Source organism: Klebsiella sp. M041, assembly GCF_059759695.1.
The window spans coordinates 95576-119307 of the sequence record NZ_JCAXWU010000015.1; the positions used below are offsets into that span (position 1 = coordinate 95576).

General features: G+C 54.8%; 20 protein-coding genes, 2 tRNA genes and 2 other RNA genes. 10 read left to right on the top strand and 14 right to left on the bottom strand.

Features of this window, described 5'->3' with window-relative positions; all coding sequences use genetic code 11:
- Window positions 1-3: 3 nt before the first annotated feature.
- From oppC to AC6CWS_RS19625, 5 genes are all read right to left on the bottom strand, one after another.
- The gene (gene oppC / locus AC6CWS_RS19605; protein WP_004145396.1) at window positions 4-912 is read right to left on the bottom strand and encodes an oligopeptide ABC transporter permease OppC; all 909 of its coding nucleotides are present in this window, start codon (window positions 910-912) and stop codon (window positions 4-6) included.
- Window positions 913-926: 14 nt separating this feature from the next.
- Entirely contained in the window at window positions 927-1847 is a 921-nt protein-coding gene (gene oppB, locus AC6CWS_RS19610; RefSeq protein ID WP_002910089.1) for an oligopeptide ABC transporter permease OppB, read from the bottom strand.
- Window positions 1848-1932: 85 nt separating this feature from the next.
- On the bottom strand, window positions 1933-3567 hold the full coding sequence (gene oppA, locus AC6CWS_RS19615; RefSeq protein WP_023290124.1) for an oligopeptide ABC transporter substrate-binding protein OppA: 1635 nt from the start codon (window positions 3565-3567) through the stop codon (window positions 1933-1935).
- Window positions 3568-4311: 744 nt separating this feature from the next.
- Window positions 4312-4959 (bottom strand): YchE family NAAT transporter, encoded by a 648-nt coding sequence (locus tag AC6CWS_RS19620; RefSeq protein ID WP_002910095.1) that lies wholly within the window; start codon window positions 4957-4959, stop codon window positions 4312-4314.
- A gap of 183 nt (window positions 4960-5142) precedes the next feature.
- Entirely contained in the window at window positions 5143-5358 is a 216-nt protein-coding gene (locus AC6CWS_RS19625) for a hypothetical protein (RefSeq protein ID WP_032428896.1), read from the bottom strand.
- Window positions 5359-5435: 77 nt separating this feature from the next.
- Here AC6CWS_RS19625 and adhE point away from each other — a divergent pair, with 77 nt between their 5' ends.
- The gene (gene adhE / locus AC6CWS_RS19630) at window positions 5436-8111 is read left to right on the top strand and encodes a bifunctional acetaldehyde-CoA/alcohol dehydrogenase (protein ID WP_023290125.1); all 2676 of its coding nucleotides are present in this window, start codon (window positions 5436-5438) and stop codon (window positions 8109-8111) included.
- Window positions 8112-8257: 146 nt separating this feature from the next.
- On the opposite strand, the gene tdk is transcribed toward adhE, so the two are convergent.
- Window positions 8258-8875, bottom strand: coding sequence for a thymidine kinase (gene tdk / locus AC6CWS_RS19635; protein WP_032429180.1), 618 nt, complete (start codon window positions 8873-8875; stop codon window positions 8258-8260).
- A gap of 7 nt (window positions 8876-8882) precedes the next feature.
- Between tdk and AC6CWS_RS19640 the strand changes: the two genes are divergently transcribed.
- Together AC6CWS_RS19640 and hns are read left to right on the top strand one after the other, a co-directional pair.
- A complete protein-coding gene (locus tag AC6CWS_RS19640) occupies window positions 8883-9014 on the top strand; it encodes a hypothetical protein (protein ID WP_032428897.1) in 132 nt (43 codons plus the stop codon).
- Between the two features lie 422 nt (window positions 9015-9436).
- The gene (gene hns / locus AC6CWS_RS19645) at window positions 9437-9844 is read left to right on the top strand and encodes a histone-like nucleoid-structuring protein H-NS (protein WP_002910103.1); all 408 of its coding nucleotides are present in this window, start codon (window positions 9437-9439) and stop codon (window positions 9842-9844) included.
- A 123-nt stretch (window positions 9845-9967) separates the two neighbouring features.
- On the opposite strand, the gene galU is transcribed toward hns, so the two are convergent.
- The 3 genes from galU to rssA all read right to left on the bottom strand — a co-directional run bounded on the left by galU (window position 9968) and on the right by rssA (window position 13073).
- The gene (galU, locus tag AC6CWS_RS19650; RefSeq protein WP_023290127.1) at window positions 9968-10870 is read right to left on the bottom strand and encodes a UTP--glucose-1-phosphate uridylyltransferase GalU; all 903 of its coding nucleotides are present in this window, start codon (window positions 10868-10870) and stop codon (window positions 9968-9970) included.
- Window positions 10871-11067: 197 nt separating this feature from the next.
- Window positions 11068-12081 (bottom strand): two-component system response regulator RssB, encoded by a 1014-nt coding sequence (gene rssB / locus AC6CWS_RS19655; RefSeq protein ID WP_032453277.1) that lies wholly within the window; start codon window positions 12079-12081, stop codon window positions 11068-11070.
- 89 nt (window positions 12082-12170) lie between these two features.
- Window positions 12171-13073 carry a patatin-like phospholipase RssA gene (gene rssA / locus AC6CWS_RS19660; RefSeq protein WP_004203175.1) on the bottom strand — a complete coding sequence of 301 codons (903 nt, stop codon included), beginning with the start codon at window positions 13071-13073 and terminating at the stop codon, window positions 12171-12173.
- Between the two features lie 112 nt (window positions 13074-13185).
- Between rssA and AC6CWS_RS19665 the strand changes: the two genes are divergently transcribed.
- The 6 genes from AC6CWS_RS19665 (at window position 13186) to AC6CWS_RS19690 (ending at window position 15248) form a co-directional block, all read left to right on the top strand.
- A complete protein-coding gene (locus AC6CWS_RS19665) occupies window positions 13186-13644 on the top strand; it encodes a YchJ family protein (RefSeq protein ID WP_032428898.1) in 459 nt (152 codons plus the stop codon).
- Between the two features lie 42 nt (window positions 13645-13686).
- Complete coding sequence (purU, locus tag AC6CWS_RS19670; protein WP_004203178.1) at window positions 13687-14529, top strand: formyltetrahydrofolate deformylase; 843 nt, start codon at window positions 13687-13689, stop codon at window positions 14527-14529.
- Window positions 14530-14688: 159 nt separating this feature from the next.
- A tRNA-Tyr gene (locus AC6CWS_RS19675) sits at window positions 14689-14773 on the top strand.
- 43 nt (window positions 14774-14816) lie between these two features.
- Window positions 14817-14949: non-coding RNA, RtT sRNA (locus AC6CWS_RS19680), on the top strand.
- 39 nt (window positions 14950-14988) lie between these two features.
- Window positions 14989-15073: transfer RNA gene (locus tag AC6CWS_RS19685), tRNA-Tyr, on the top strand.
- A gap of 43 nt (window positions 15074-15116) precedes the next feature.
- Window positions 15117-15248, top strand: a non-coding RNA gene (locus tag AC6CWS_RS19690) — RtT sRNA.
- Window positions 15249-15413: 165 nt separating this feature from the next.
- Here AC6CWS_RS19690 and AC6CWS_RS19695 read toward each other — a convergent pair.
- Window positions 15414-15857, bottom strand: coding sequence for an Lrp/AsnC family transcriptional regulator (locus AC6CWS_RS19695; protein WP_023290130.1), 444 nt, complete (start codon window positions 15855-15857; stop codon window positions 15414-15416).
- A gap of 107 nt (window positions 15858-15964) precedes the next feature.
- Between AC6CWS_RS19695 and AC6CWS_RS19700 the strand changes: the two genes are divergently transcribed.
- Complete coding sequence (locus AC6CWS_RS19700; protein WP_065881278.1) at window positions 15965-16861, top strand: DMT family transporter; 897 nt, start codon at window positions 15965-15967, stop codon at window positions 16859-16861.
- Here AC6CWS_RS19700 and narI read toward each other — a convergent pair.
- From narI to AC6CWS_RS19720, 4 genes are read right to left on the bottom strand one after another with little or no spacing between them, the layout of a single operon-like run.
- The gene (gene narI, locus AC6CWS_RS19705) at window positions 16858-17535 is read right to left on the bottom strand and encodes a respiratory nitrate reductase subunit gamma (protein WP_002910189.1); all 678 of its coding nucleotides are present in this window, start codon (window positions 17533-17535) and stop codon (window positions 16858-16860) included. The two genes, AC6CWS_RS19700 and narI, sit on opposite strands and share 4 nt — an antisense overlap.
- Window positions 17535-18245, bottom strand: a complete 711-nt coding sequence (gene narJ / locus AC6CWS_RS19710) for a nitrate reductase molybdenum cofactor assembly chaperone (protein ID WP_023318561.1) — start codon at window positions 18243-18245, stop codon at window positions 17535-17537. Before narJ ends, narI begins: the two co-directional genes overlap by 1 nt.
- Entirely contained in the window at window positions 18242-19777 is a 1536-nt protein-coding gene (narH, locus tag AC6CWS_RS19715) for a nitrate reductase subunit beta (RefSeq protein WP_044523859.1), read from the bottom strand. Before narH ends, narJ begins: the two co-directional genes overlap by 4 nt.
- Window positions 19774-23517: a nitrate reductase subunit alpha gene (locus AC6CWS_RS19720; protein WP_065881276.1), complete on the bottom strand. Its 3744-nt coding sequence runs from the start codon at window positions 23515-23517 to the stop codon at window positions 19774-19776. The genes narH and AC6CWS_RS19720 overlap by 4 nt, the downstream gene beginning before the upstream one ends.
- Between the last annotated feature and the right edge of the window lie 215 nt (window positions 23518-23732).

The following is a 23732-nucleotide window of genomic DNA, read 5'->3' on the forward strand; positions in this document are numbered from 1 at the left end:
TCCTTAGCGGTCTTTCGGGTCGAGGGCATCACGCAGACCATCGCCGATAAAGTTGAAACAGAACAGGGTCACCACCAGGAAACCCGCCGGGAACAGCAGCAGCCAGGGCGAGACTTCCATTGAGTTGGCGCCATCGCTGAGCAATGCCCCCCAGCTGCTGAGCGGCTCCTGCGTCCCCAACCCCAGGAAGCTGAGGAAGGATTCAAAGAGGATCATGCTGGGGACCAGCAGCGAGGCGTACACCACCACCACGCCCAGCACATTAGGAACGATATGGCGCAGCACGATGCTCGCTGTGGAGACCCCGCCGACCTGCGCCGCCTCAATAAACTCTTTGCGCTTCAGGCTCAAGGTCTGTCCGCGTACGATACGCGCCATATCCAGCCAGGAGACCATGCCGATAGCGACAAAAATCAACAGGATATTCTGGCCAAAAAAGGTCACCAGCAGGATAACGAAGAACATAAACGGGAAGGAGTTGAGGATCTCCAGCAGACGCATCATCACCGAATCCACTTTGCCGCCGAGATAACCGGAAAGCGAACCGTACAGCGTGCCGAGGATCACCGCCACCAGCGCCGCCGCCACCCCGACCATCAGCGAAATACGCCCGCCGATCGCCACGCGCACCAGCAGATCGCGACCGGAGGAGTCGGTCCCGAAGTAGTGGCCAGAGGCCATGTCCGGGGCGTTAGACATCATGCCCCAGTCGGTGTCGAAATAGGAGAATGACGACACCATCGGCGCGAAGGTCACGAACAGCGCAATAAGCACCAGCATAATCAGGCTGGTGACCGCGGCGCGGTTGTGCATAAAGCGGCGACGCGCATCCTGCCAGAGGCTACGCCCCTCCACTTCCAGCTTCTCACTGAAGTTTTCCAGCGCCTCGCTATTTTTCTTACTTAACATCATGGCGAACTCCGGCTTCAGTAGCGAATCTTCGGATCGATAACGGCGTACAGCACGTCAACGATGGCGTTGAACAGGATAGTCAGGGCGCCAACCAGGATCGTCAGGCTGAGCACCAGCGAGTAGTCGCGGTTAAGCGCCCCGTTAACGAACAGCTGGCCAATCCCCGGCAGGCCGTAAATGGTTTCAATGACCATTGAGCCCGTAATGATGCCCACGAAAGCCGGCCCCATATAGGAGAGCACCGGCAGCAGCGCCGGCTTCAGCGCATGACGCAAAATAATGCGGCGCATCGGCAGCCCCTTCGCCCGCGCGGTGCGGATAAAGTTAGAGTGCAGCACTTCAATCATTGAGCCGCGGGTAATACGCGCGATACTGGCGATATAGGCCAGGGAAAGCGCCACCATCGGCAGGATCATAAATTTCAGCGCCCCGCCGTTCCAGCCTCCGCCCGGCAACCAGTGCAGGGTAATGGCAAAGATCATCACCAACAGAGGCGCCACCACAAAGCTCGGAATAACCACGCCGGTCATGGCTACCCCCATCACCGCATAGTCCCAGCGGGTATTCTGCTTCAAAGCGGCAATAACGCCCGCAGCGACACCGATCACAACCGCCAGCAAAAAGGCGGCGAAGCCCAGTTTCGCGGAAACCGGGAAGCTGGCCGCCACCAGATCGTTGACCGAATAATCTTTGTATTTAAAGGAGGGACCAAAATCGCCATGCGCCAGCTGCTTCAGGTAATTGAAGTACTGCGTCATGATGGGGTCGTTTAAATGGTATTTTGCTTCAATATTCGCCATGACTTCCGGCGGTAGCGTGCGTTCCCCGGTAAAAGGACTTCCCGGAGCCAAACGCATCATGAAGAATGAGATGGTGATAAGAATAAATAGCGTCGGAATCGCTTCCAGACAGCGACGTAAGATAAATTTTAACATTGCCCGTACCTTCTGGCGTGTGCCTTTGCACTGCTCTCAAATAAGACACGATGGAGCGAGCACAGGCCCGCTCCACGTATTGCCATTAATGTTTGATAACGTAAAGGTCTTTTGTATAGACGTTATCCATCGGGTCTTTACCGGTGTAGCCACCGACCCACGGTTTCACCAGGCGGGCGTTAACATAGTAATAGACCGGTACGATCGCGCTGTCTTTATCCAGCTGCTGCTCTGCTTTCGCATAGGCCGCCGTGCGCTGTGCTTCATCGGATGCTTTTACGGATTCAGCCATAATTTTGTCGAACGCCGGGCTCTTATAGTGCGCAGTGTTCATTGAGCTGTCAGAAAGCATGGTGTTCAGGAAAGAGGTTGGCTCGTTATAGTCAGCGCACCAGCCCGCACGCGCCACGTCATAGGTGCCCTGATGACGGGTATCGAGGAACGTCTTCCACTCCTGGTTGACCAGCTTCACGTCAATGCCCAGGTTTTTACGCCACAGCGAGGCAGCGGCAATCGCCAGCTTCTTGTGCAAATCAGAGGTGTTATACAGCAGGTTGAAGGTCAACGGTTTATCGGCGCTATAGCCGGCTTCGGCCAGCAGTTTTTTCGCTTCTTCATTCCGTTTTTCCTGCGACCAGGTAAACCATTCCGGCTCGGTCAGCTTCGCGCCATCGGTATACGGCGGGGTGTAGCCGTAGGCCGGCAGATCGCCCTGTCCTTTCACCTTATTGGCAATGATATCGCGATCCAGACCCAGCTTCAGCGCGGTACGCACGCGCACGTCGGTGAACGGCGCTTTCTGGTTGTTAATTTCGTAGTAATAAGTACACAGATACGGGTCAACGTGCAGCTCGTTCGGGATCTCTTTTTTCAGTTTCTGGAAGAGCTCGATCGGCAGCTGGTTATAGGTCATATCCAGTTCACCGCTACGATAACGGTTAACATAGGTCACTTCAGAAGAGGTCGGCAGCCAGGTGACGGTGTTGATAACGGTTTTGGCATTATCCCAGTAATGCGGGTTGCGCTCCATCACGATACGTTCGTTGACCACCCAGTCTTTCAGGGTGTAGGCGCCGTTGGTGACGATATTGCCAGGCTGCGTCCACTTCTCGCCAAACTTTTCAATCGCTGGTTTATAGACAGGAGACATCGCCGGGTTAACCAGCAGTTTGTAAAAATAGGGGACCGGCTCACTGAGGGTGACTTCCAGCGTATGGTCGTCAATGGCTTTTACGCCCAGCTCGCCTGGGGCTTTCTTGCCGTCAATGATTTCATCAACGTTGAGGATATGACCATACTGCGGGTAGCTGGCATAAGGAGACGCTGTTTTCGGGTCTACCAGACGCTGCCAGCTATAAACGAAATCCTGGGCGGTAACCGGCTCGCCGTTAGACCATTTCGCATCTTTACGCAGATGGAAGGTCCAGACTTTGAAATCTTTATTATCCCAGCTCTCTGCCACACCAGGGATCGGGTGGCCATCTTTCGGCGAGGTATTCAGCAAGCCTTCGAACAGGTCGCGGCTAATATTCGCCTCGGGCACCCCTTCAATTTTATTCGGGTCCAGCGATTGCGGCTCGGCGCCGCTATTTCGCACCAGCGTTTGCTTATCCGAAAGCTGCACACCGGCCGGGACATCCGCTGCCATAGCCATATTGCCAGCCATGAGCGCGGATAGCACTCCTGCGGCGATCAAACGTTTTTTAGTGATGATGGTCATTGTGTTGTAACTCCAGTCATTATAATTACTGGTTTTTTAACCAGCCTGTTTTTTTTCCCGTTTTCGGGATCTGTCCAACGCAGGAGTGTTTGCGATTGGCAGATTGCTATCACCGACTTATTTATTACGACCGCTCGAACGGCAGTCTTAACGTCGATTCGTTCCCCCTCGCTGGAGGGCAGTTCAGGCGCAACGAGACGATTAAAAATGATTCTCATTTACACGCATAATTCAGCAGACGATAACGGCGGAAAGTACCAAAAGGTAAACACCTCCGCCAATGCAATTTGCAAATATGTTACCGGATTCTCTTTTATTGCCGGCTTTGCCAGCGTCACTAGCGGTTGCCACAATATGCCGACAGAAAAATGTTTTTATCGATCATATAGTTACTAAATTTCCATCAGTCATCATACTGCGCAGCGACCGCGAGATGATTTTTTGTACAAAAATTTAACAATAGATTACTTTTTAGCACATTCATCTGCAGCCTTGTTAAAATTACTAATATCATTTCGATGATCCGACAGCAAGCGCCAGAGAATGATGTGAAGAAAATAACATCACAGGAGGGAGAGACGTGAGGAGAATGTTAAGAGAAATATTTCATATCTTAATGAAAAACATGAAATTAATAGCGATATCGCAAAATCGTATTCCTACCGCCGGTTCCACGCTGGTTAATAGGTTTTGCTAATAATCGCGCAGGCGTGAAGGGAGCCTCCCCGCCTGCGTGGCAACGAACTAACTCAGCAGCCCCGGGAAGAGCGCTTTAATCCCCGTCACAATAAACTCAATGCCGAGAGCCATCAGCAGCAGGCCCATAATACGGGTGATAACGTTAATCCCTGTCTGCCCCAGCAGACGCACCAGCCATGGCGCCATGCGGAAAATTCCCCAGCAGCAGAGGGCAAAGACCGCAATCGCCAGTGAAAAACCGACGAGATGCACCCAGGAGTGATACCGCGTACCCCACACGATAGTGGAACTGATTGCCCCCGGTCCGGCCATTAACGGTAGCGCGAGAGGAACGACGCCGATGCTCTCCCTAACCGCCGTCTCCGACTTCTCCTGCTTGTTCTGCTTATCTTCGCCGAGCTTACCGCTGATCATCGACATCGCGATGGTCACCACCAGGATGCCGCCGGCGATACGGAAGGAATCAATGGAGATACCAAAAATCTGCAGAATGCCATCGCCGAGAAACAGTGACGTCAGGAGGATGATCGCCACCGACAGGTTGGCGGTCAGGTTGGTCTTATTGCGCACTGCTGCCGGCTGGTAGCTGGTCATACTAATGAACACCGGAATAATGCCCACCGGGTTAACCAGGGCAAATAAGCCGATGAAAAACTTGAAATATGCAGAAAAATCGAACAGTGATTGAGTCACAATGGGCTCCGCAGCATCATCAAAATTGGCGGTTGACTGTTAACAGCATAAAATAACTGCGCGAAACATACGCTTTTTGCATGCAATATTCATTATAAATATGCATAACCCGGTGATATGTATCGAATGTTAGCTATTTGTAGTTTTAATGCTAATCGTTTTTTTAATTTCAAAACCCTCCCATTACACTTGATCGAACCGGTCAAAAAGCAGCCAGCTGAAAGGTATCAGCAGTGCCAATACTTGATCTAAATCACGTAATTTGTACTCAGAAGTGAGTAATCTTGATGACACCAACAGAGTGGAAGGCAGCAGTACCTGAAAGTTAAAAAGAGAAAGCTTTTTTAGTAAATCGGTAAAACAGCGTCCTGATTTTCCTACATAAACATTTACATGCAAGCTGTTTACAGCCTGTCTATAATGTCGAATCGAGCGACTGATTTACTAAAAAAGTTTAACATTATCAGGAGAGCATTATGGCTGTTACTAATATCGCTGAACTGAACGCGCTTGTTGAGCGTGTCAAGAAAGCCCAGCGTGAATATGCCAGTTTCACTCAAGAACAAGTCGACAAAATCTTCCGCGCCGCCGCGCTGGCCGCTGCAGATGCTCGAATCCCTCTCGCCAAAATGGCCGTTGCCGAATCCGGCATGGGCATCGTTGAAGACAAAGTGATCAAAAACCACTTCGCTTCCGAATACATTTACAACGCTTATAAAGACGAAAAAACCTGTGGCGTCCTGTCAGAAGACGACACCTTTGGTACCATCACTATCGCTGAACCTATCGGCATCATCTGCGGTATCGTACCGACCACTAACCCGACTTCAACAGCCATCTTCAAATCGCTCATCAGCCTGAAGACGCGTAACGCCATCATTTTCTCTCCGCACCCGCGTGCTAAAGAAGCCACCAACAAAGCGGCTGACATCGTCCTGCAGGCTGCCATCGCTGCCGGCGCGCCGAAAGACCTGATTGGCTGGATCGATCAGCCGTCTGTTGAGCTGTCTAACGCCCTGATGCACCACCCGGACATCAACCTGATCCTTGCGACCGGTGGTCCAGGCATGGTGAAAGCAGCATACAGCTCCGGTAAACCTGCTATCGGCGTAGGTGCCGGTAACACCCCGGTGGTGATTGATGAAACGGCTGACATCAAACGCGCCGTTGCTTCCGTTCTGATGTCTAAAACCTTCGATAACGGCGTTATCTGTGCTTCTGAGCAGTCCGTTGTGGTGGTTGATTCCGTTTATGACGCGGTTCGCGAACGTTTCGCCAGCCACGGCGGCTACCTGCTGCAGGGTAAAGAGCTGAAAGCCGTTCAGGACATTATCCTGAAAAATGGCGCGCTGAACGCCGCTATCGTTGGTCAGCCTGCGGCGAAAATCGCTGAACTGGCAGGCTTCACCGTACCGGCCACGACTAAAATTCTGATTGGCGAAGTCACCGACGTTGACGAAAGCGAGCCGTTTGCTCACGAAAAACTGTCTCCGACGCTGGCGATGTACCGTGCGAAAGATTTCGAAGACGCCGTGACCAAAGCTGAAAAACTGGTCGCCATGGGCGGTATCGGTCATACCTCTTGCCTGTACACCGACCAAGATAACCAGCCGGCTCGCGTGGCTTACTTCGGCCAGATGATGAAAACGGCGCGTATCCTGATCAACACCCCGGCTTCTCAGGGTGGTATCGGTGACCTGTACAACTTCAAACTCGCTCCTTCCCTGACTCTGGGTTGTGGTTCCTGGGGTGGTAACTCCATCTCTGAAAACGTTGGTCCGAAACACCTGATCAACAAGAAAACCGTTGCTAAGCGAGCTGAAAACATGTTGTGGCACAAACTTCCGAAATCTATCTACTTCCGTCGTGGCTCCCTGCCTATCGCACTGGATGAAGTGATTACTGATGGTCACAAACGCGCGCTGATCGTGACTGACCGCTTCCTGTTCAACAACGGCTATGCCGATCAGATCACCTCCGTACTGAAAGCAGCGGGTGTTGAAACTGAAGTCTTCTTCGAAGTTGAAGCTGACCCGACGCTGACCATCGTACGTAAAGGCGCCGACCTGGCGAACTCCTTTAAACCAGACGTGATCATCGCGCTGGGCGGCGGTTCCCCGATGGATGCGGCAAAAATCATGTGGGTCATGTACGAACATCCGGAAACCCACTTCGAAGAACTGGCGCTGCGCTTTATGGACATCCGTAAACGTATCTACAAGTTCCCGAAAATGGGCGTTAAAGCCAAGATGGTGGCGATCACTACCACCTCCGGTACCGGTTCTGAAGTTACGCCGTTCGCCGTTGTGACCGATGATGCGACAGGTCAGAAATATCCGCTGGCGGACTACGCGCTGACCCCGGATATGGCCATCGTCGATGCCAACCTGGTGATGGATATGCCGAAATCGCTGTGTGCGTTCGGTGGTCTGGATGCCGTGACCCACGCCCTGGAAGCTTACGTTTCCGTGCTGGCTTCTGAGTTCTCTGACGGCCAGGCTCTGCAGGCGCTGAAACTGCTGAAAGAGTACCTGCCGGCTTCCTACCACGAAGGTTCCAAGAACCCGGTTGCCCGCGAGCGCGTACACAGTGCCGCCACCATCGCCGGTATCGCGTTTGCTAACGCCTTCCTCGGCGTGTGTCACTCCATGGCGCACAAACTGGGTTCCCAGTTCCATATTCCGCACGGTCTGGCCAACGCCCTGCTGATCTGCAACGTTATCCGCTACAACGCGAATGACAACCCGACCAAGCAGACCGCGTTCAGCCAGTACGACCGTCCGCAGGCTCGTCGTCGCTACGCTGAAATCGCCGATCACCTGGGTCTCTCCGCACCGGGCGACCGTACCGCAGCGAAAATCGAGAAGCTGCTGGCATGGCTGGAAAGCGTGAAAGCTGAGCTGGGTATTCCGAAATCTATCCGCGAAGCTGGCGTTCAGGAAGCTGACTTCCTGGCCCACGTTGATAAGCTGTCTGAAGATGCATTCGATGACCAGTGCACCGGCGCTAACCCGCGCTACCCGCTGATCTCCGAGCTGAAACAGATCCTGCTGGATACCTACTACGGTCGCGAGTTCGTCGAAGGCGAAGCAGCCGCGAAAGCCGAAGCAGCTCCGGTGAAAGCTGAGAAAAAAGCGAAAAAATCCGCTTAATCGACAAGCATAAACGTTCTGCAAGCCCCGTCATCTGACGGGGCTTTTTTTTGCCCGCCGACAGCCAAGCTTTAACGCCTGCTGGCCCAACAGTGCGCAGGCAATAAAAAGGCGCCCACAGGCGCCTGGACGAGCTTCTGCGCGTATTAGCTGGGGCGGTGCTGGTTTTGTACCTGAGTTAACGAGCCGACGCTCAGCGCCTCTTTATAATGCTTACGACAAACTGACACGTACCGCTCATTGCCGCCGATGACGACCTGCTCGCCCTCGTTGTAAGGACGCCCCTCCTGATCGAGGCGCAGCACCATACTGGCCTTCCGGCCGCAGAAACAGATGGTTTTCAGCTCCACCAGCTTATCTGACCAGGCCAGTAAATACTGGCTGCCGGTAAAGAGCTCACCGCGAAAGTCTGTCCGCAAACCATAGCAAAGCACAGGAATATCCAGCGTATCGACAACTTCAGACAGCTCGTGAACCTGCTCGCGTGTCAGAAACTGGCTTTCATCCACCAGCACGCAGTGAATCGGCTTTAGCTTGTGCTCTGCGGCAATATCGTTAAATAGCGACGTCTGTGGGTTATACAATCGGGCCGGCGAGGAGAGACCGATACGCGAGCTGACTTTTCCGGCGCCAAAGCGGTCATCAATCTCAGCGGTATAAACGACGGTACGCATCCCCCGCTCCTGATAATTGTACGAAGATTGCAACAGAGCGGTCGACTTACCTGCATTCATTGCAGAGTAGTAGAAATAAAGTTGTGCCATCGGCTGCGTGACCCCAATCAAAGTGTTTTATCGCGGCGGCGATTGTACCATATTTTATGCGTACAGCCGCCCATTCGGCAGGGGTATTGTATCGCAGCTGAAGAGCCTGCAAAGCCAAAGGATTAAGAGGATGAATTGAATTTTCAGGGCCATTATTTGTACGCCCCGCTACGCTACTGGCGGGGTAACCATTGTCTTTTCGTGCTTATAGGGCGGTTACCTATGGGGCTATAAGCGGCGCCGCGCGTTGTTTTATATTAAGCCTCATAACCAAAAATGCGCTAATACTGACAAGGGTTATTTACCCATGTAAAGGATAATTTTTCTCACCGAACCTCAGAAAAAGCATACCGTCTCAGTGTTTTAGCTTACCTTCTGCTCATCGCTATAAGGATGAAAGATGTGAAGCGGCACGGGAATTTTAACTTAAATTAATTAATTCTCGCGACAAATAACCAGTAATTTTGAATTCCTTACATTCCCCCCTATTGCACAACGCATTTTATCGCTCTATTATTAGTTCAACAAACCACCCCACAATATAAGTTTGAGATTACTACAATGAGCGAAGCACTTAAAATTTTGAACAACATCCGTACTCTTCGTGCGCAGGCAAGAGAATGCACCCTGGAAACGCTCGAAGAAATGCTGGAAAAATTAGAAGTCGTTGTTAACGAGCGCCGTGAAGAAGAAAACGCCGCCGCGGCAGAAATTGAAGAACGTACGCGTAAGCTGCAGCAATATCGTGAAATGCTGATCGCTGACGGTATTGATCCGAATGAACTGCTGAGCACCATGGCAGCCGTTAAAGCCGGTACCAAAACCAAGCGTGCTGCACGTCCGGCTAAATACAGCTATGTCGACGAAAACGGCGAAACCAAAACCTGGACCGGCCAGGGCCGTACCCCGGCGGTGATCAAAAAAGCAATGGATGAGCAAGGTAAATCACTGGACGATTTCCTGATCTAATCTCCGTTGTTACGATATAAAAAATCCCGCTGCGGCGGGATTTTTTTTGCCCCCAGGGGCCGATATAAAAAACCGGGAGCGCATCTGCGACTCCCGGTTTTGTGCTTTCAGCAGCGCTGCGGATTACTTAGCAACCGCGGTTTCCAGCCAGGCTTTAAAATCGTCACCCAGCGTTTTGTGGCGAATACCATATTCGACGAACGCCTGCATGTAGCCAAGCTTATTACCGCAGTCATGGCTCTTGCCTTTCATATGATAAGCTTCGACCGTCTCTTTTTCGATCAGCATATCAATCGCGTCAGTCAGCTGAATTTCATCACCGGCACCCGGAGGAGTCTTCGCCAGCAGCGGCCAGATATCGGCGCTGAGGACATAGCGCCCCACCACCGCCAGGTTGGACGGGGCGACGTCAGCTTTTGGCTTCTCGACCACGCCTACCATCGGCACGCTTTCTCCCGGCTTGAGAGATTCACCTTTGCAGTCAACGACACCGTAAGCGGTCACGTCGTCGACAGGCTCAACCATAATCTGGCTGGCGCCGGTCTCATCGAAACGAGAGATCATCTCTGCGAGGTTATCGCGGCTCAGATCGGATTCATATTCATCCAGAATAACGTCTGGCAGAATAACTGCGACCGGCTCATCACCCACCACCGGATGGGCGCAAAGCACCGCGTGTCCCAGACCTTTTGCCAGGCCCTGACGAACTTGCATAATGGTTACGTGCGGCGGACAAATAGACTGTACTTCTTCCAGCAGCTGGCGTTTCACACGTTTTTCCAGCATCGCTTCCAGCTCAAAACTGGTATCGAAATGGTTTTCGATAGAGTTTTTGGACGAGTGCGTTACCAGAACAATTTCAGTAATTCCTGCAGCGATACATTCATTAACAACGTACTGAATTAACGGCTTATCTACCAGCGGCAGCATTTCTTTTGGAATCGCTTTGGTGGCCGGCAGCATCCTGGTGCCTAATCCCGCAACCGGGATAACCGCTTTTCTGACTTTAGAATTAAGGGCAGCCATTGAAATCTCCTGGACTGTTTGTTTTTTAAACTTCTCGTTACAAATAACGTGTCGAGTATATCAGTCAACCGCGTATTCACTGGTCTGAAAAGCTTCCGATAGCCTCGAATTAGGACTTTTACGCATAAAACTGCTCGATGTTACCACCGCTAAAGGACAACGGGTAATCCCGTCTGCTTAGATATAAACGCAATTGCTCACTCCGCAGACAACATTAAGCGTAAACGGCCTCCCGCCCCCCAAATTTGGCACTGCCATGAGGTACAGCGTTGACTAATTTGATTAAGGTAAGCATCACCCAGGGTGCCCAAAGGAACGCCATTGCTAATCTGAATTTGATGCTCACCGGTATTCAGCGTGCCATTAAGTCCCGCCGACACCAGAATTAAATTTTTCAGTCCGCTGTGGTAATACCCCACTAACAAAGGAAACTGGCCGGGAAGGTTTGCCTGACGCAGGAGCTGATTCACCTGTTTTAGCAGACTCCCCATTTCTGGTAGCCGCTGTCCCTGATGCGCCAGCTGCTCCTGTAGCAAGCCATTGAACAACGCGCGCAATAATAAAGCGGCCAGGACGCCATTATCTCCTGCCCGTGTGACATCCAGACAATAGAAGGCCAAATCATTGTCTGAGAGCGGCGCGATATCAAGTACCAGACCGGGTTTATCCGCCGACACCAGCTGGCGATAATGAATGCGGCAGTGCGACATTTCCTGTTGCACCGGCGGCTGTAATTCCTGCAGTAATCGTGAAGCCGCAGTGGGATTACTGACCAGCGCGTCCCAGTCCTCAAATAATCGCTCTTCCTCTTCCACCCGTGAACTGAACATCGCAGGATAGAGGCAGGCATAAACGGTTTCGCGCAGGCGATCGAAATCTTTTACTGGCTTTAACAACACGTCCTGAACGCCAAGCCGCAACGCTTTGGCTATATCGGCCATGTTTTCGGTAGCGGAAATCATCAGGATCGGTAGCTGCTCGCCGCGATTACGCAACGTTTCCACCAGCTCCAGACCGTTCATTCTCGGCATCGAAATGTCGCAAATCATCAGGTCCGGATGCACCTCCGTCATTTTATGCAGGGCATCCTTGCCATCTTCCGCCTGGAAGGTTGTTGCTCCCAGCGAGGTCAGCCATCCATGCAAGAGTGAGCGGAAAACGGGTTCGTCTTCAACTATCAGAATCTGTTTTCCCGCCAATGGCTGCGTCATGATATCTCCCCTGGCTGACGATAATTCAATAGTGGCACGCTATTCTCACTATCGCCTGTCAGAATTTGCTTAAGTCAGGTACTCGTGCGTTAAATCGCGGTACGCACTAAGGGTAATAATTCATCCATTTTCTTTTCTACCGCCAACTGCCCTGCGGTAATCGCCTCGCCGGCGCGATGGAAATCAAGCGTCGAGACTTGCGGACAGTACGGTTGCAACAGGATATCCGGCGGGTCACCCGCCATACGATTGCGTTTAAGACGGTTCTCCAGGACCTGGATAGAGGTGGTCATGATCTCCATCGCCGTCGGCGTCACGGCCGTACGGCGGGAACTCATTTGCGTCAAGCGTGCGCGCAGACGAGTATGCCATGGCCCCTCCTTCGCTTCGGCTTCCCGCCGCGGCGTTTCGAGGGAGAATAAATCCTGCTGCATAAGGTGGGCATCATGTTGCAAATCCACGGCAATCACGATATCCGCCCCCATTGCCCGCGTAAGCGATACGGGAACCGGATTGACCACCGCGCCATCGACCAGCCAGTAACCGTTATGCCTGACCGGCGACATTAACCCCGGCATACTGCAGGAGGCTCGAATCGCTAAGTGCAGATCGCCTTCGGTAAACCACAGCTCCCGGCCAGTGCTTAAATTTGTCGCGACGGCGGCAAATCGCCGCTCGCAGTGTTCGATATCGGTCACGGGCATGATGCGGCGATAATGATTGAACACCTTTTCACCCCGCAGTAGTCCACCGCGGCGCCAGGAGAGGTCCATCAGTTTCAGAACGTCCCAGTTACTGAAAGAGCAGACCCAGGACTCAAGGGCCGGGAGTCGGTTACAGGCATACGCCGCCCCTACCAGCGAACCGATAGAGCAACCGGCCACGATATCAATCTCAATGCCGGCCTGCTGGAGGGCGTTGATGACGCCAATATGCGACCATCCGCGGGCGGCGCCCGCACCTAACGCCAGACCAATTTTAAGCTTTCTCATTAGTACTGATAACTATCCTTCCACTCTGAGCGTGGCAACATTGTCACGGCTCAGTTAACATAAAGCCCTTTGGCGTAGAAGCGCCGTTACTCTTTCTTCCATGGAGGCAATTTTGTCGCAATTATGCCCCTGTGGCAGCGCACTGGAGTATAGCTCATGTTGCCAGCGATATCTGTCCGGCGCTGAGCTTGCGCCAGGCCCGTCACAGCTTATGCGCTCCCGTTACAGCGCGTTCGTCATGAAAGATGCCGACTATCTGATCAAAACCTGGCATCCGTCCTGTCAGGCGCAGCAGTTTCGCGCCGAACTGGAGAAAGGCTTTGCCCACACCGAATGGCTGGGCTTAACCCTGTTCGCCAGCGATGATGGACGAGCCGCCAATGAAGGCTTTGTCAGCTTTATCGCCCGCTTTAATGACAATAACCGCCCGGGCGCCATTATTGAACGTTCCAGATTCTTAAAAGAAAATGGACAGTGGTACTATATCGACGGGACACGGCCGCTGATTGGCCGTAACGACCCCTGCCCTTGCGGTTCAGGTAAAAAATTTAAAAAATGCTGCGGCCAGTAACGCTACCGCAGCGCTTGCAAACACTACAGGATTTTCCTCGCGATGCATTCATTACAACGTAAAGTACTACGCACTATTTGCCCTGATCAGAAAGGCCTCATCGCGCGTATCACCAATATCTGCTACAAGCACGAACTTAACATTGTGCAGAACAACGAATTTGTTGACCACCGTACCGGTCGTTTCTTTATGCGCACCGAACTGGAAGGCATTTTCAACGACGCTATTCTGCTGGCCGATCTGGACAGCGCCCTGCCGGAAGGCTCGATTCGTGAACTCAATCCGGCAGGCCGCCGCCGGGTAGTGATTCTGGTGACGAAAGAGGCGCACTGCCTCGGCGATCTGCTGATGAAAGCCAACTACGGCGGGCTGGATGTCGACATTGCCGCGGTTATTGGCAACCATGACACCCTGCGCCCGCTGGTGGAACGTTTTGGCATCCCGTTTGAACTGGTCAGCCATGAAGGGCTGAGCCGCGAAGAGCACGACAAGCAGATGGGCGACGCGATTGCCGCCCATGAACCGGATTACGTGGTGCTGGCCAAGTATATGCGCGTTCTTACGCCGGAATTTGTCGCTCGTTTCCCGAACAAGATCATTAATATTCACCACTCGTTCCTGCCGGCGTTTATCGGCGCGCGTCCGTATCATCAGGCCTATGAGCGCGGTGTGAAGATCATCGGCGCCACCGCCCACTACGTGAATGATAACCTGGACGAAGGTCCCATCATTATGCAGGACGTCATTCACGTCGATCATACTTATACCGCAGAAGATATGATGCGTGCCGGGCGCGATGTCGAAAAAAACGTATTGAGCCGGGCGCTGTATCAGGTCCTGGCGCAGCGCGTCTTCGTCTACGGTAACCGGACGATTATTCTTTAATCGACTGAGAAATGAATTGGTTAGCTTTCCGGCGTTACGGGTAAAAATCAGGCAACCAGTTTATTTTTGTCAAAGGAATGCTTTACAGGGGCGCATCATTTGGTATGATGCGCCCCGCTTCCCGAGAAGGAAGCAGGCCAGTACTAAGCATTACCCCGTGGTGGGGTTCCCGAGCGGCCAAAGGGAGCAGACTGTAAATCTGCCGTCATCGACTTCGAAGGTTCGAATCCTTCCCCCACCACCATTATTCACTACAGTGATAGGGTTTCCCCGGCAGACGTAAACGATGTTTGCACTTAGCGGGAAGGGCAAGAACCTTCGACTAAGGTTCGACTCGAGCGCCAGCGAGAGAACGTTGCCGCAGGCAACGGCCCGAAGGGCGAGGAGCGATAGCGACGAGTTATCCTTCCCCCACCACCATTCACTTTGCTGAATAGACTACAATTTGATTTTACCCCTGGTGGGGTTCCCGAGCGGCCAAAGGGAGCAGACTGTAAATCTGCCGTCATCGACTTCGAAGGTTCGAATCCTTCCCCCACCACCATCTTCTTAAAAAACTTCCAATTCGACTACTCGACGATCTTTTATATTCTGCCCTACGGGGAAGGATGAGAAGCTTCAACTAAGGTTCGACTCGAGCGTAGCGAGAGAACGTTGCCGCAGGCAACGGCCCGAAGGGCGAGGCGCGTTAGCGCCGAGTCATCCTTCCCCCACCACCATCTTCTTAAAAAACGCCCCAATTCGACTACTCGACGATCTTTTATATTCTGCCCTACGGGGAAGGATGAGAAGCTTCGACTAAGGTTCGACTCGAGCGTAGCGAGAGAACGCTGCCTGTGCCGACCGGCAGCCCGGACTGGTGCGCCGCGCCGCCTCCGGGAAACTCACAGCGGGGGCAGTCGTCTCTTCACCGGCGAACTTTTCACCACCGAGGTATTGCACTGAGCAAATTCGGCCAGGCCGTCAAGCAGCGTATCCAGTTGGGCAATATCACGCACCACCAGTCGCATCACGAAACAATCTTCTCCGGTCACTTTGTCACTTTCGATGCACTCCGGCATCGCCTGGATATATTTATCCACCTTCTGCAGCAGACCAGGCAGCGGCCGTACCCGCACCAGCGCCTGCAGGCTGTAGCCCAGCGCGGCAAGATTCACCCGCGCCCCATAGCCCTGGATCACCCCCCGCTCCTCCAGGCGCTTCACCCGCTCGGCGGTGCTCGGCGAGGTCAGCCCCACCCGCGCGCTCAATACCTTCAACGAGACTCTGGCGTCCTGAGTCAGGCAAGCGAGGATCGCCCGGTCAATTTCATCAAGTAAGTCATTCATGGTTTTCACCTAATTATGAAAGGAATTTCCCCCTGCTTACCTTAATTCAGCCATGTCAGGCTGTCAGGATTTTTCGCACAATAATGGAAAACTACTGGAGGTGAAATATGCAACTTACCCGCGGCGTCTGGCAAATGAGCCTAGCGATGATAATTTCTGGCTCGATCGGCGCGTTCGTGCTGCTCTCGGGTTTGCCGGTAATTGATGTGGTGTTCTGGCGCTGCCTGATTGGCGCGCTGACCCTGCTGCTGTTTATCGTTCTTAGTCGCCAACCCTTCAGTCGTCTCACGCGCTTCACCCTCGCCCTCGCGGTGCTTGGCGGCATTGCGCTGGTCATCAACTGGCTACTGCTTTTTGCCGCCTACTCGCGTATTTCAATTGGCATGGCTACGGTGGTCTACAACACCCAGCCGTTTATGCTGGTACTGATGGGCATGATGCTGGGGGAGCGAGTCAGCGCCGTAAAATGGGGATGGTTACTGCTGGCCTTCGGCGGCGTGGTGATCCTGCTGTCAAGCGAGCTTGCCCCGGCGCACGGCGATAGTCTCGCGACTGGCGTTTTGCTGGCATTAGCCGCAGCATTTTTCTATGCTCTGACCGCCATTATCGCCCGCAAACTGCATCCGCTCCCTGCTCAGCATATCGCCTTTATTCAGGTGCTGGTCGGCGTCGTGATGCTGCTGCCGCTCGTGCAAATGCCCGAGTTTTCTGCCAGCTTTCCCTGGCGCTATCTGCTGATCCTCGGCGTCGTCCATACCGGGATCATGTATCAGCTTTTATATAGCGCGATACAGAAGCTGCCAACGCCCATTACCGGTTCACTCTCCTTTATTTATCCACTGGTGGCGATGGGGGTCGACTATCTGGTCTTCCACCATGCGTTAACCCCTGTGCAGTGGTGCGGCGGGATGCTGATTCTGTTTGCCGCCGCGGGGAATAACCTCGGCTGGGGCGAAAAAAAACCCCGCCAGAGCGGGGTCAGTCAGCAGTCGCGGGCCAGTTAGCGACGGGCGCGAACAATCTGGTATTTGCGCGTCAGGTACTCTACCGGCGCGCTCCAGATATGAACCAGACGGGAGAACGGGAACAGCAGGAACAGGGTCATACCCAGCACCAGGTGGACGCGGAAGATAAACGCCACGCCATCCAGGTGCTGCGACGCACCGCCGTGGAAGGTGACCACCGACTGCGCCCAGCCGACCAGCTTCATCATTTCGCTGCCGTCCATATGCTGGGCTGAGAACGGGATCGTCAGCAGGCCCAACGCACACTGCACCATCAGCAGGGAGAGGATCAGAATATCCGCACCGGTGGTGGTGGCGCGAACGCGCGGGCTGAGCAGACGACGCTTGAGCAGCAGTAAACCGCCCACCAGGGTCATCACACCGCAGGCGCCGCCGGCGATCATCGCCATCTTCTGCTTGACGTCGATCGGCAGGAAAGATTCATACATCCAGTGCGGCGTCAGCATGCCGAGGAAGTGGCCGGCGAAAATGCCGAGGATGCCGATATGAAACAGGTTCGACGCCAGATTCATCCCTTTACGGTCCAGCATCTGGCTGGAGGCCGCGCGCCAGGTGTACTGACCGTAGTCATAGCGCAGCCAGCTGCCGATCAGAAACACCGAGCCCGCAATGTACGGATAAATGTCAAAGAAGAACATATTCAGGAAGTGCATTATTGCTGTCCTCCGTTAGAGATATTCAGATATTGCGGGGCCACGGCTCCGGCAAAACGACGCTGGTGAGCGGAAATCTCCGACTCGCCGCAGCCCTGGTCGGCAAAGAATTTAACCTGTTCTTCTTCCCAGACTGCGTCCAGCGCCTGCGGCGTATCGTCGCGGGCTTCGTCGGCAATCTTCTCCGCCACTTTCTGGCTGTCGACCTGAGTGTTGGCCAGCTTCAGCAGCAGCTCGAACAGCACCGCATAGCGGCTCTCGCGCTGCTGCAGGCGCGCGCTGAGCAGGCCGAGGATCGGCGCGACGTCCCGCAGGCCGCCAAGCGCTTCCTCTTCCGGCAGCTGCGCCAGATACTCCAGATACAGCGGCAGATGATCCGGCAGCTCATGGCTATCGAGCAGCAGACCGTGGCGCTCATACTGCGCCATCAGGTCAACCATCGCCTGCCCGCGATCGCGGGATTCGCCGTGCACGTGTTCAAACAGCAGCAGCGAGGTGGCCCGGCCGCGGTCAAACAGTTCGCTGTAGGCCGCCTGGGCATCCAGCGGATCCTGAGCCAGCAGATCGCGCAGAAAAACGCCCAGCGCGTGAGCATCTTCTTTGCTGAGTTTCTCCGATGACGCGAGCGCCTCGAACATCTCCTGCTGATGCTGCCATAAGGCAGCGTCAGGGTATTCGAGCAAACGCGACACAATCACAAGTTCAATCATGCGTGCGGCTCCGTTTTGCTGGTCACGTCGATGGCGTCGATACGACGGCTGTTGAACAGGTTGAACTGGCTGTCAGAGCCGTGGCAGCCGTCGCCAAAGCTAAAGCCGCAGCCATTTTTCTCCGGAAACGCTTCCCGCGCCTGTTCACGATGGCTGCTCGGCACCACGAAACGATCTTCGTAGTTGGCGATCGCCAGGTAGCGGTACATCTCCTGAGCCTGCGCTTCGCTTAAGCCCACCTCTTCCAGCGCGCGGGTATCGACAACGCCGTCAACGGTTTCCGCCCGCTTATAGTGACGCATCGCCAGCATCCGCTTCAGGGCCAACAGGACCGGTTGGGTATCGCCGGCGGTCAGCAGGTTCGCCAGATACTGCACCGGAATACGCAGGCTTTCCACGTCCGGCAGGATCCCGTTGCTGCCCAGTTCGCCGGCATCGGCGGCGGACTGAATCGGCGACAGCGGCGGCACGTACCAGACCATCGGCAGGGTGCGATATTCCGGGTGCAGCGGCAGGGCCAGCTTCCAGTCCATCGCCATTTTCCAGACCGGCGACTGCTGCGCGGCTTCAATCACGCCCTGCGGCACGCCATCTTTCAGCGCCTGCTCAATCACTTTCGGGTCGTTCGGATCGAGGAAAACGTCCAGTTGACGCTGATAGAGATCTTTCTCGTTCTCGGTGCTGGCGGCATTTTCGATCGCGTCCGCGTCATACAGCAGGACGCCGAGGTAGCGGATTCGGCCCACGCAGGTTTCGGAGCATACCGTCGGCATTCCGGATTCAATACGCGGGTAGCAGAAGATGCACTTCTCAGATTTCCCGCTCTTCCAGTTGAAGTAGATCTTCTTGTACGGGCAGCCGGTGATGCACATCCGCCAGCCGCGGCACTTGTCCTGGTCGATCAGCACGATGCCGTCTTCTTCACGCTTATAGATGGCGCCGCTCGGGCAGGTTGCGACGCACGCCGGATTCAGGCAGTGCTCGCACAGGCGCGGCAGATACATCATGAAGGTGTTCTCGAACTGGCCGTACATCGCCTTCTGCATGTTGTCGAAGTTCTGGTCTTTGGCGCGCTTTTCAAACTCGCCGCCGAGGATCTCTTCCCAGTTCGGACCGCTGGTGATCTTGTCCATCCGCTGGCCGGTGATCAGCGAGCGCGGACGGGCGATCGGCTGATGTTTACTCTCCGGGGCGTTATGCAGGTTCTGGTAGTCGAAATCGAACGGCTCGTAGTAATCATCGATGCCCGGCAGATGCGGGTTCGCGAAGATTTTACCTAACAGCATCGCGCGGTTGCCCATGCGCGGCTGCAGCTTGCCGTTGATTTTGCGGATCCAGCCGCCCTTCCATTTCTCCTGGTTTTCCCAGTCGTTCGGAAAACCGACGCCAGGCTTACTCTCTACGTTATTGAACCAGGCGTACTCCATCCCTTCCCGGCTGGTCCAGACGTTTTTACAGGTTACCGAGCAGGTGTGGCAGCCGATGCATTTATCGAGATTCAGCACCATGCCGACTTGTGAACGAATTTTCATTTTACGCTCTCCTGTACCTGGTCATTGCCTTCGCCGTCTAACCAGTTAATGTTCTTCATCTTACGTACCACCACAAACTCATCGCGGTTGGAGCCGACGGTGCCGTAGTAGTTAAAGCCATAGGCCAGATGGCCATAGCCGCCGATCATATGGGTCGGTTTCGGCGTAATACGGGTAACCGAGTTATGGATCCCGCCGCGCTGGCCGGTGACTTCAGAGCCAGGCAGGTTCACGATGCGTTCCTGCGCGTGGTACATCATGGTCATCCCGGCCGGCACGCGCTGGCTCACCACCGCGCGCGCCGTCAGGGCGCCGTTGGCGTTGAACACTTCGATCCAGTCGTTATCTTCGATACCCAGATCTTTCGCATCCGCCTCGCTCATCCAGACGATCGGACCGCCGCGTGACAGGGTCAGCATCAGCAGGTTATCGCTGTAGGTCGAGTGGATACCCCATTTCTGGTGCGGCGTCAGGAAGTTCAGCGCCTTCTCCGGGTTGCCGTTGGACTTCTCGCCCATCACCGCTTTCACCGAGCGGGTGTCAATCGGCGGACGATAAACCAGCAGGCTCTCGCCAAAGTCGCGCATCCACTGGTGATCCTGATACAGCGACTGACGACCGGACAGGGTACGCCATGGGATCAGCTCGTGAACGTTGGTGTATCCGGCGTTATAGGAGACGTGTTCGTCTTCCAGCCCGGACCAGGTCGGGCTGGAGATGATTTTCCGCGGCTGCGCCTGAATATCGCGGAAACGGATCTTCTCGTCTTCTTTGTTCAGCGCCAGGTGCGCGTGTTCGCGGCCGGTGATTTCGCTCAGCGCTTTCCACGCCTTCACCGCCACCTGACCGTTCGTTTCCGGCGCCAGGGTGAGGATCATCTCCGCGGCGTCGATGGCCGTTTCCAGCTTCGGCTGACCTTTCGCCGGGCCTTCGTCCTTGGTGTAGTTGAGCTTACGCAGCAGGTCCATTTCGCTCTGGGTATTCCAGGCGATGCCTTTCCCGCCGTTGCCGATGGTTTCCAGCAGCGGGCCAATGGAGGTGAAGCGCTCATAAGTCGCCGGATAATCACGCTCGACCGGAATAATATGCGGGGCGGTTTTCCCCGGAATCAGGTCACATTCACCCTTCTTCCAGTCTTTGACGTCCAGCGGCTGCGCCATTTCCGCGGCGGAATCATGCTGGATCGGCAGCGTAACGACGTCGGTTTCTTTACCGAGGTGGCCCACGCACACTTCAGAGAATTTCTTCGCGATACCTTTGTAGATATCCCAGTCGCTCTTCGATTCCCAGGCCGGGTCAACGGCCGCCGACAGCGGATGAATAAACGGATGCATATCCGAGGTATTCATGTCGTCTTTTTCGTACCAGGTGGCGGTCGGCAGCACGATATCGGAGTAGAGACAGGTGCTCGACAGACGGAAGTCGAGGGTCACCACCAGGTCCAGTTTGCCGTCGAGGCCGTTATCGCGCCATTCGACTTCTTCCGGCTTCACGCCGCCCTGCTTGCCAAGGTCTTTACCCTGAATGCCGTTCTCCGTACCCAGCAGGTACTTGAGCATGTACTCATGACCTTTACCGGAGGAGCCCAGCAGGTTGGAACGCCAGATAAACAGGTTACGCGGATGGTTTTTTCCGTTTTCCGGCTGCTCTGCCGCAAAGCGAATCGATCCCTCCTTCAGAGATTTGACGGTGTAATCCACCGGCGTCATGCCCGCTTTTTTCGCCTCATTGGCGATGCGCAGCGGGTTTACGCCCAGCTGCGGCGCCGACGGCAGCCAGCCCATCCGCTCGGCGCGGACGTTGAAATCGATCAGATGGCCGCTGTAGCGGGATTTATCCGCCATCGGCGAGAGCAGCTCCTGCGCGGTCACGCTTTCATAGCGCCACTGGCTGGAGTGGTTATAGAAGTACGAGGTGCTGTTCATATGACGTGCCGGACGTTGCCAGTCAAGGGCGAACGCCAGCGGCTGCCAGCCGGTCTGCGGACGCAGTTTTTCCTGGCCCACATAGTGCGCCCAACCGCCGCCGCTCTGGCCGACGCAACCGCAGAAGATCAGCATGTTGATCAGACCGCGGTAGTTCATGTCGAGGTGGAACCAGTGGTTGAGACCCGCCCCGACGATAATCATCGACCGACCATGGGTTTTATCGGCGTTATCGGCAAACTCGCGGGCGGTACGGATAATATGCGCGCGGGAGACGCCGGTAATTTTCTCCGCCCAGGCCGGGGTGTAGGCTTTCACTTCATCATAACTGGCGGCGCAGTTGTCATCGTTCAGACCGCGCTCCAGGCCATAGTTGGCCATGGTCAGGTCGTACACGGTGGTCACCAGGGCGGTGGAGCCGTCAGCCAGCTGCAGGCGTTTAACCGGCAGTTTGTGCAGCAGAATGTTTTCCAGCGCGACTTTGTTGAAGTGTTCAGAACCTTCGCCGCCGAAGTACGGGAAGCCGACGTCCGCGACCTCGTCATGGCTGCCCAGCAGGCTCAGACGCAGCTCAATCTCTTCGCCGGTTTTACCGTCGCGCTGTTCGAGGTTCCATTTGCCTTTGTCGCCCCAGCGGAATCCGAGGGAACCGTTCGGCACGGTCAGATCGCCCTTCTCATCAAAGGCGACGGTTTTCCATTCCGGATTCTTCTCCTGACCAAGGGAATCCACGAGGTCGGACGCGCGCAGCGTGCGGCCGGCGGCGTAATAGCCGTCGCGCTCCTCAAGCATCACCAGCATCGGCATGTCGGTGTAGCGACGCACGTAATCGGTGAAGTACTGGCTCGGTTTATCAAGATGGAACTCACGCAGCATCACGTGGCCCATCGCCAGCGCCATCGCGGCATCAGTACCCTGCTTCGGCGCCAGCCACAGATCGCAGAGCTTGGCGATTTCGGCGTAGTCCGGGGTGATGGCGACAGTTTTGGTCCCTTTATAGCGAACTTCGGTAAAGAAGTGCGCATCCGGGGTACGGGTCTGCGGCACGTTGGAGCCCCAGGCGATGATATAGCTGGAGTTGTACCAGTCGGCGGATTCCGGCACGTCGGTCTGCTCGCCCCAGGTCATCGGCGAGGCCGGCGGCAGGTCGCAGTACCAGTCGTAGAAGCTCAGGCAGGTACCGCCGATCAGCGACAGGTAACGAGCGCCGGAGGCGTAGGAGACCATCGACATCGCCGGGATCGGCGAGAAGCCGGCCACGCGATCCGGACCGTAAGTTTTCACGGTATAGACGTTGGAGGCGGCAATCAGCTCATTCACTTCCTGCCAGGAGGAGCGGACAAAACCGCCGCGACCGCGAGCCTGCTTGAAGCTTTTCGCTTTGTCGGCGTCTTCGATAATCGAGGCCCATGCCTCAACCGGATCGCTGTGCTGGACCTTCGCTTCCCGCCACATCTTCATCAGGCGTTTGCGCATCAGCGGGTATTTCAGGCGGTTCGCGCTGTACAGATACCAGGAGTAGCTGGCGCCGCGCGGGCAGCCGCGTGGTTCGTGGTTTGGCAGGTCCGGACGGGTGCGCGGATAGTCCGTTTGCTGGGTCTCCCAGGTCACCAGTCCGTTTTTGACATAAATCTTCCAGCTGCATGAACCGGTGCAGTTGACACCGTGAGTGGAACGCACAATTTTGTCATGCTGCCAACGTTGACGGTATCCATCCTCCCAGTCCCGGTTGGTGTTTAGAAGCTGGCCGTGCCCATCGGCAAAGGTTTCACCCTTCTGTTTGAAGTAGCGAAACCGGTCCAGGAATTTACTCATCGGGTTTCTCCTGATATGGAGCCTGACGGCTCTCTGATAAATCGACATTGCTGGATTTGCAGCGAAGGTAACGCTATGAAAGCGGACGGGAATTGATAGCGATCAATACGGACTGGCTTGTTATCGCGGCGGAAATTGGCATTTACCACCAAGGTGGTAGGAAGTTAAATTTTTTAACTTATTGTTTTTTAATGGTTTTTATCGAAAAATGGGTC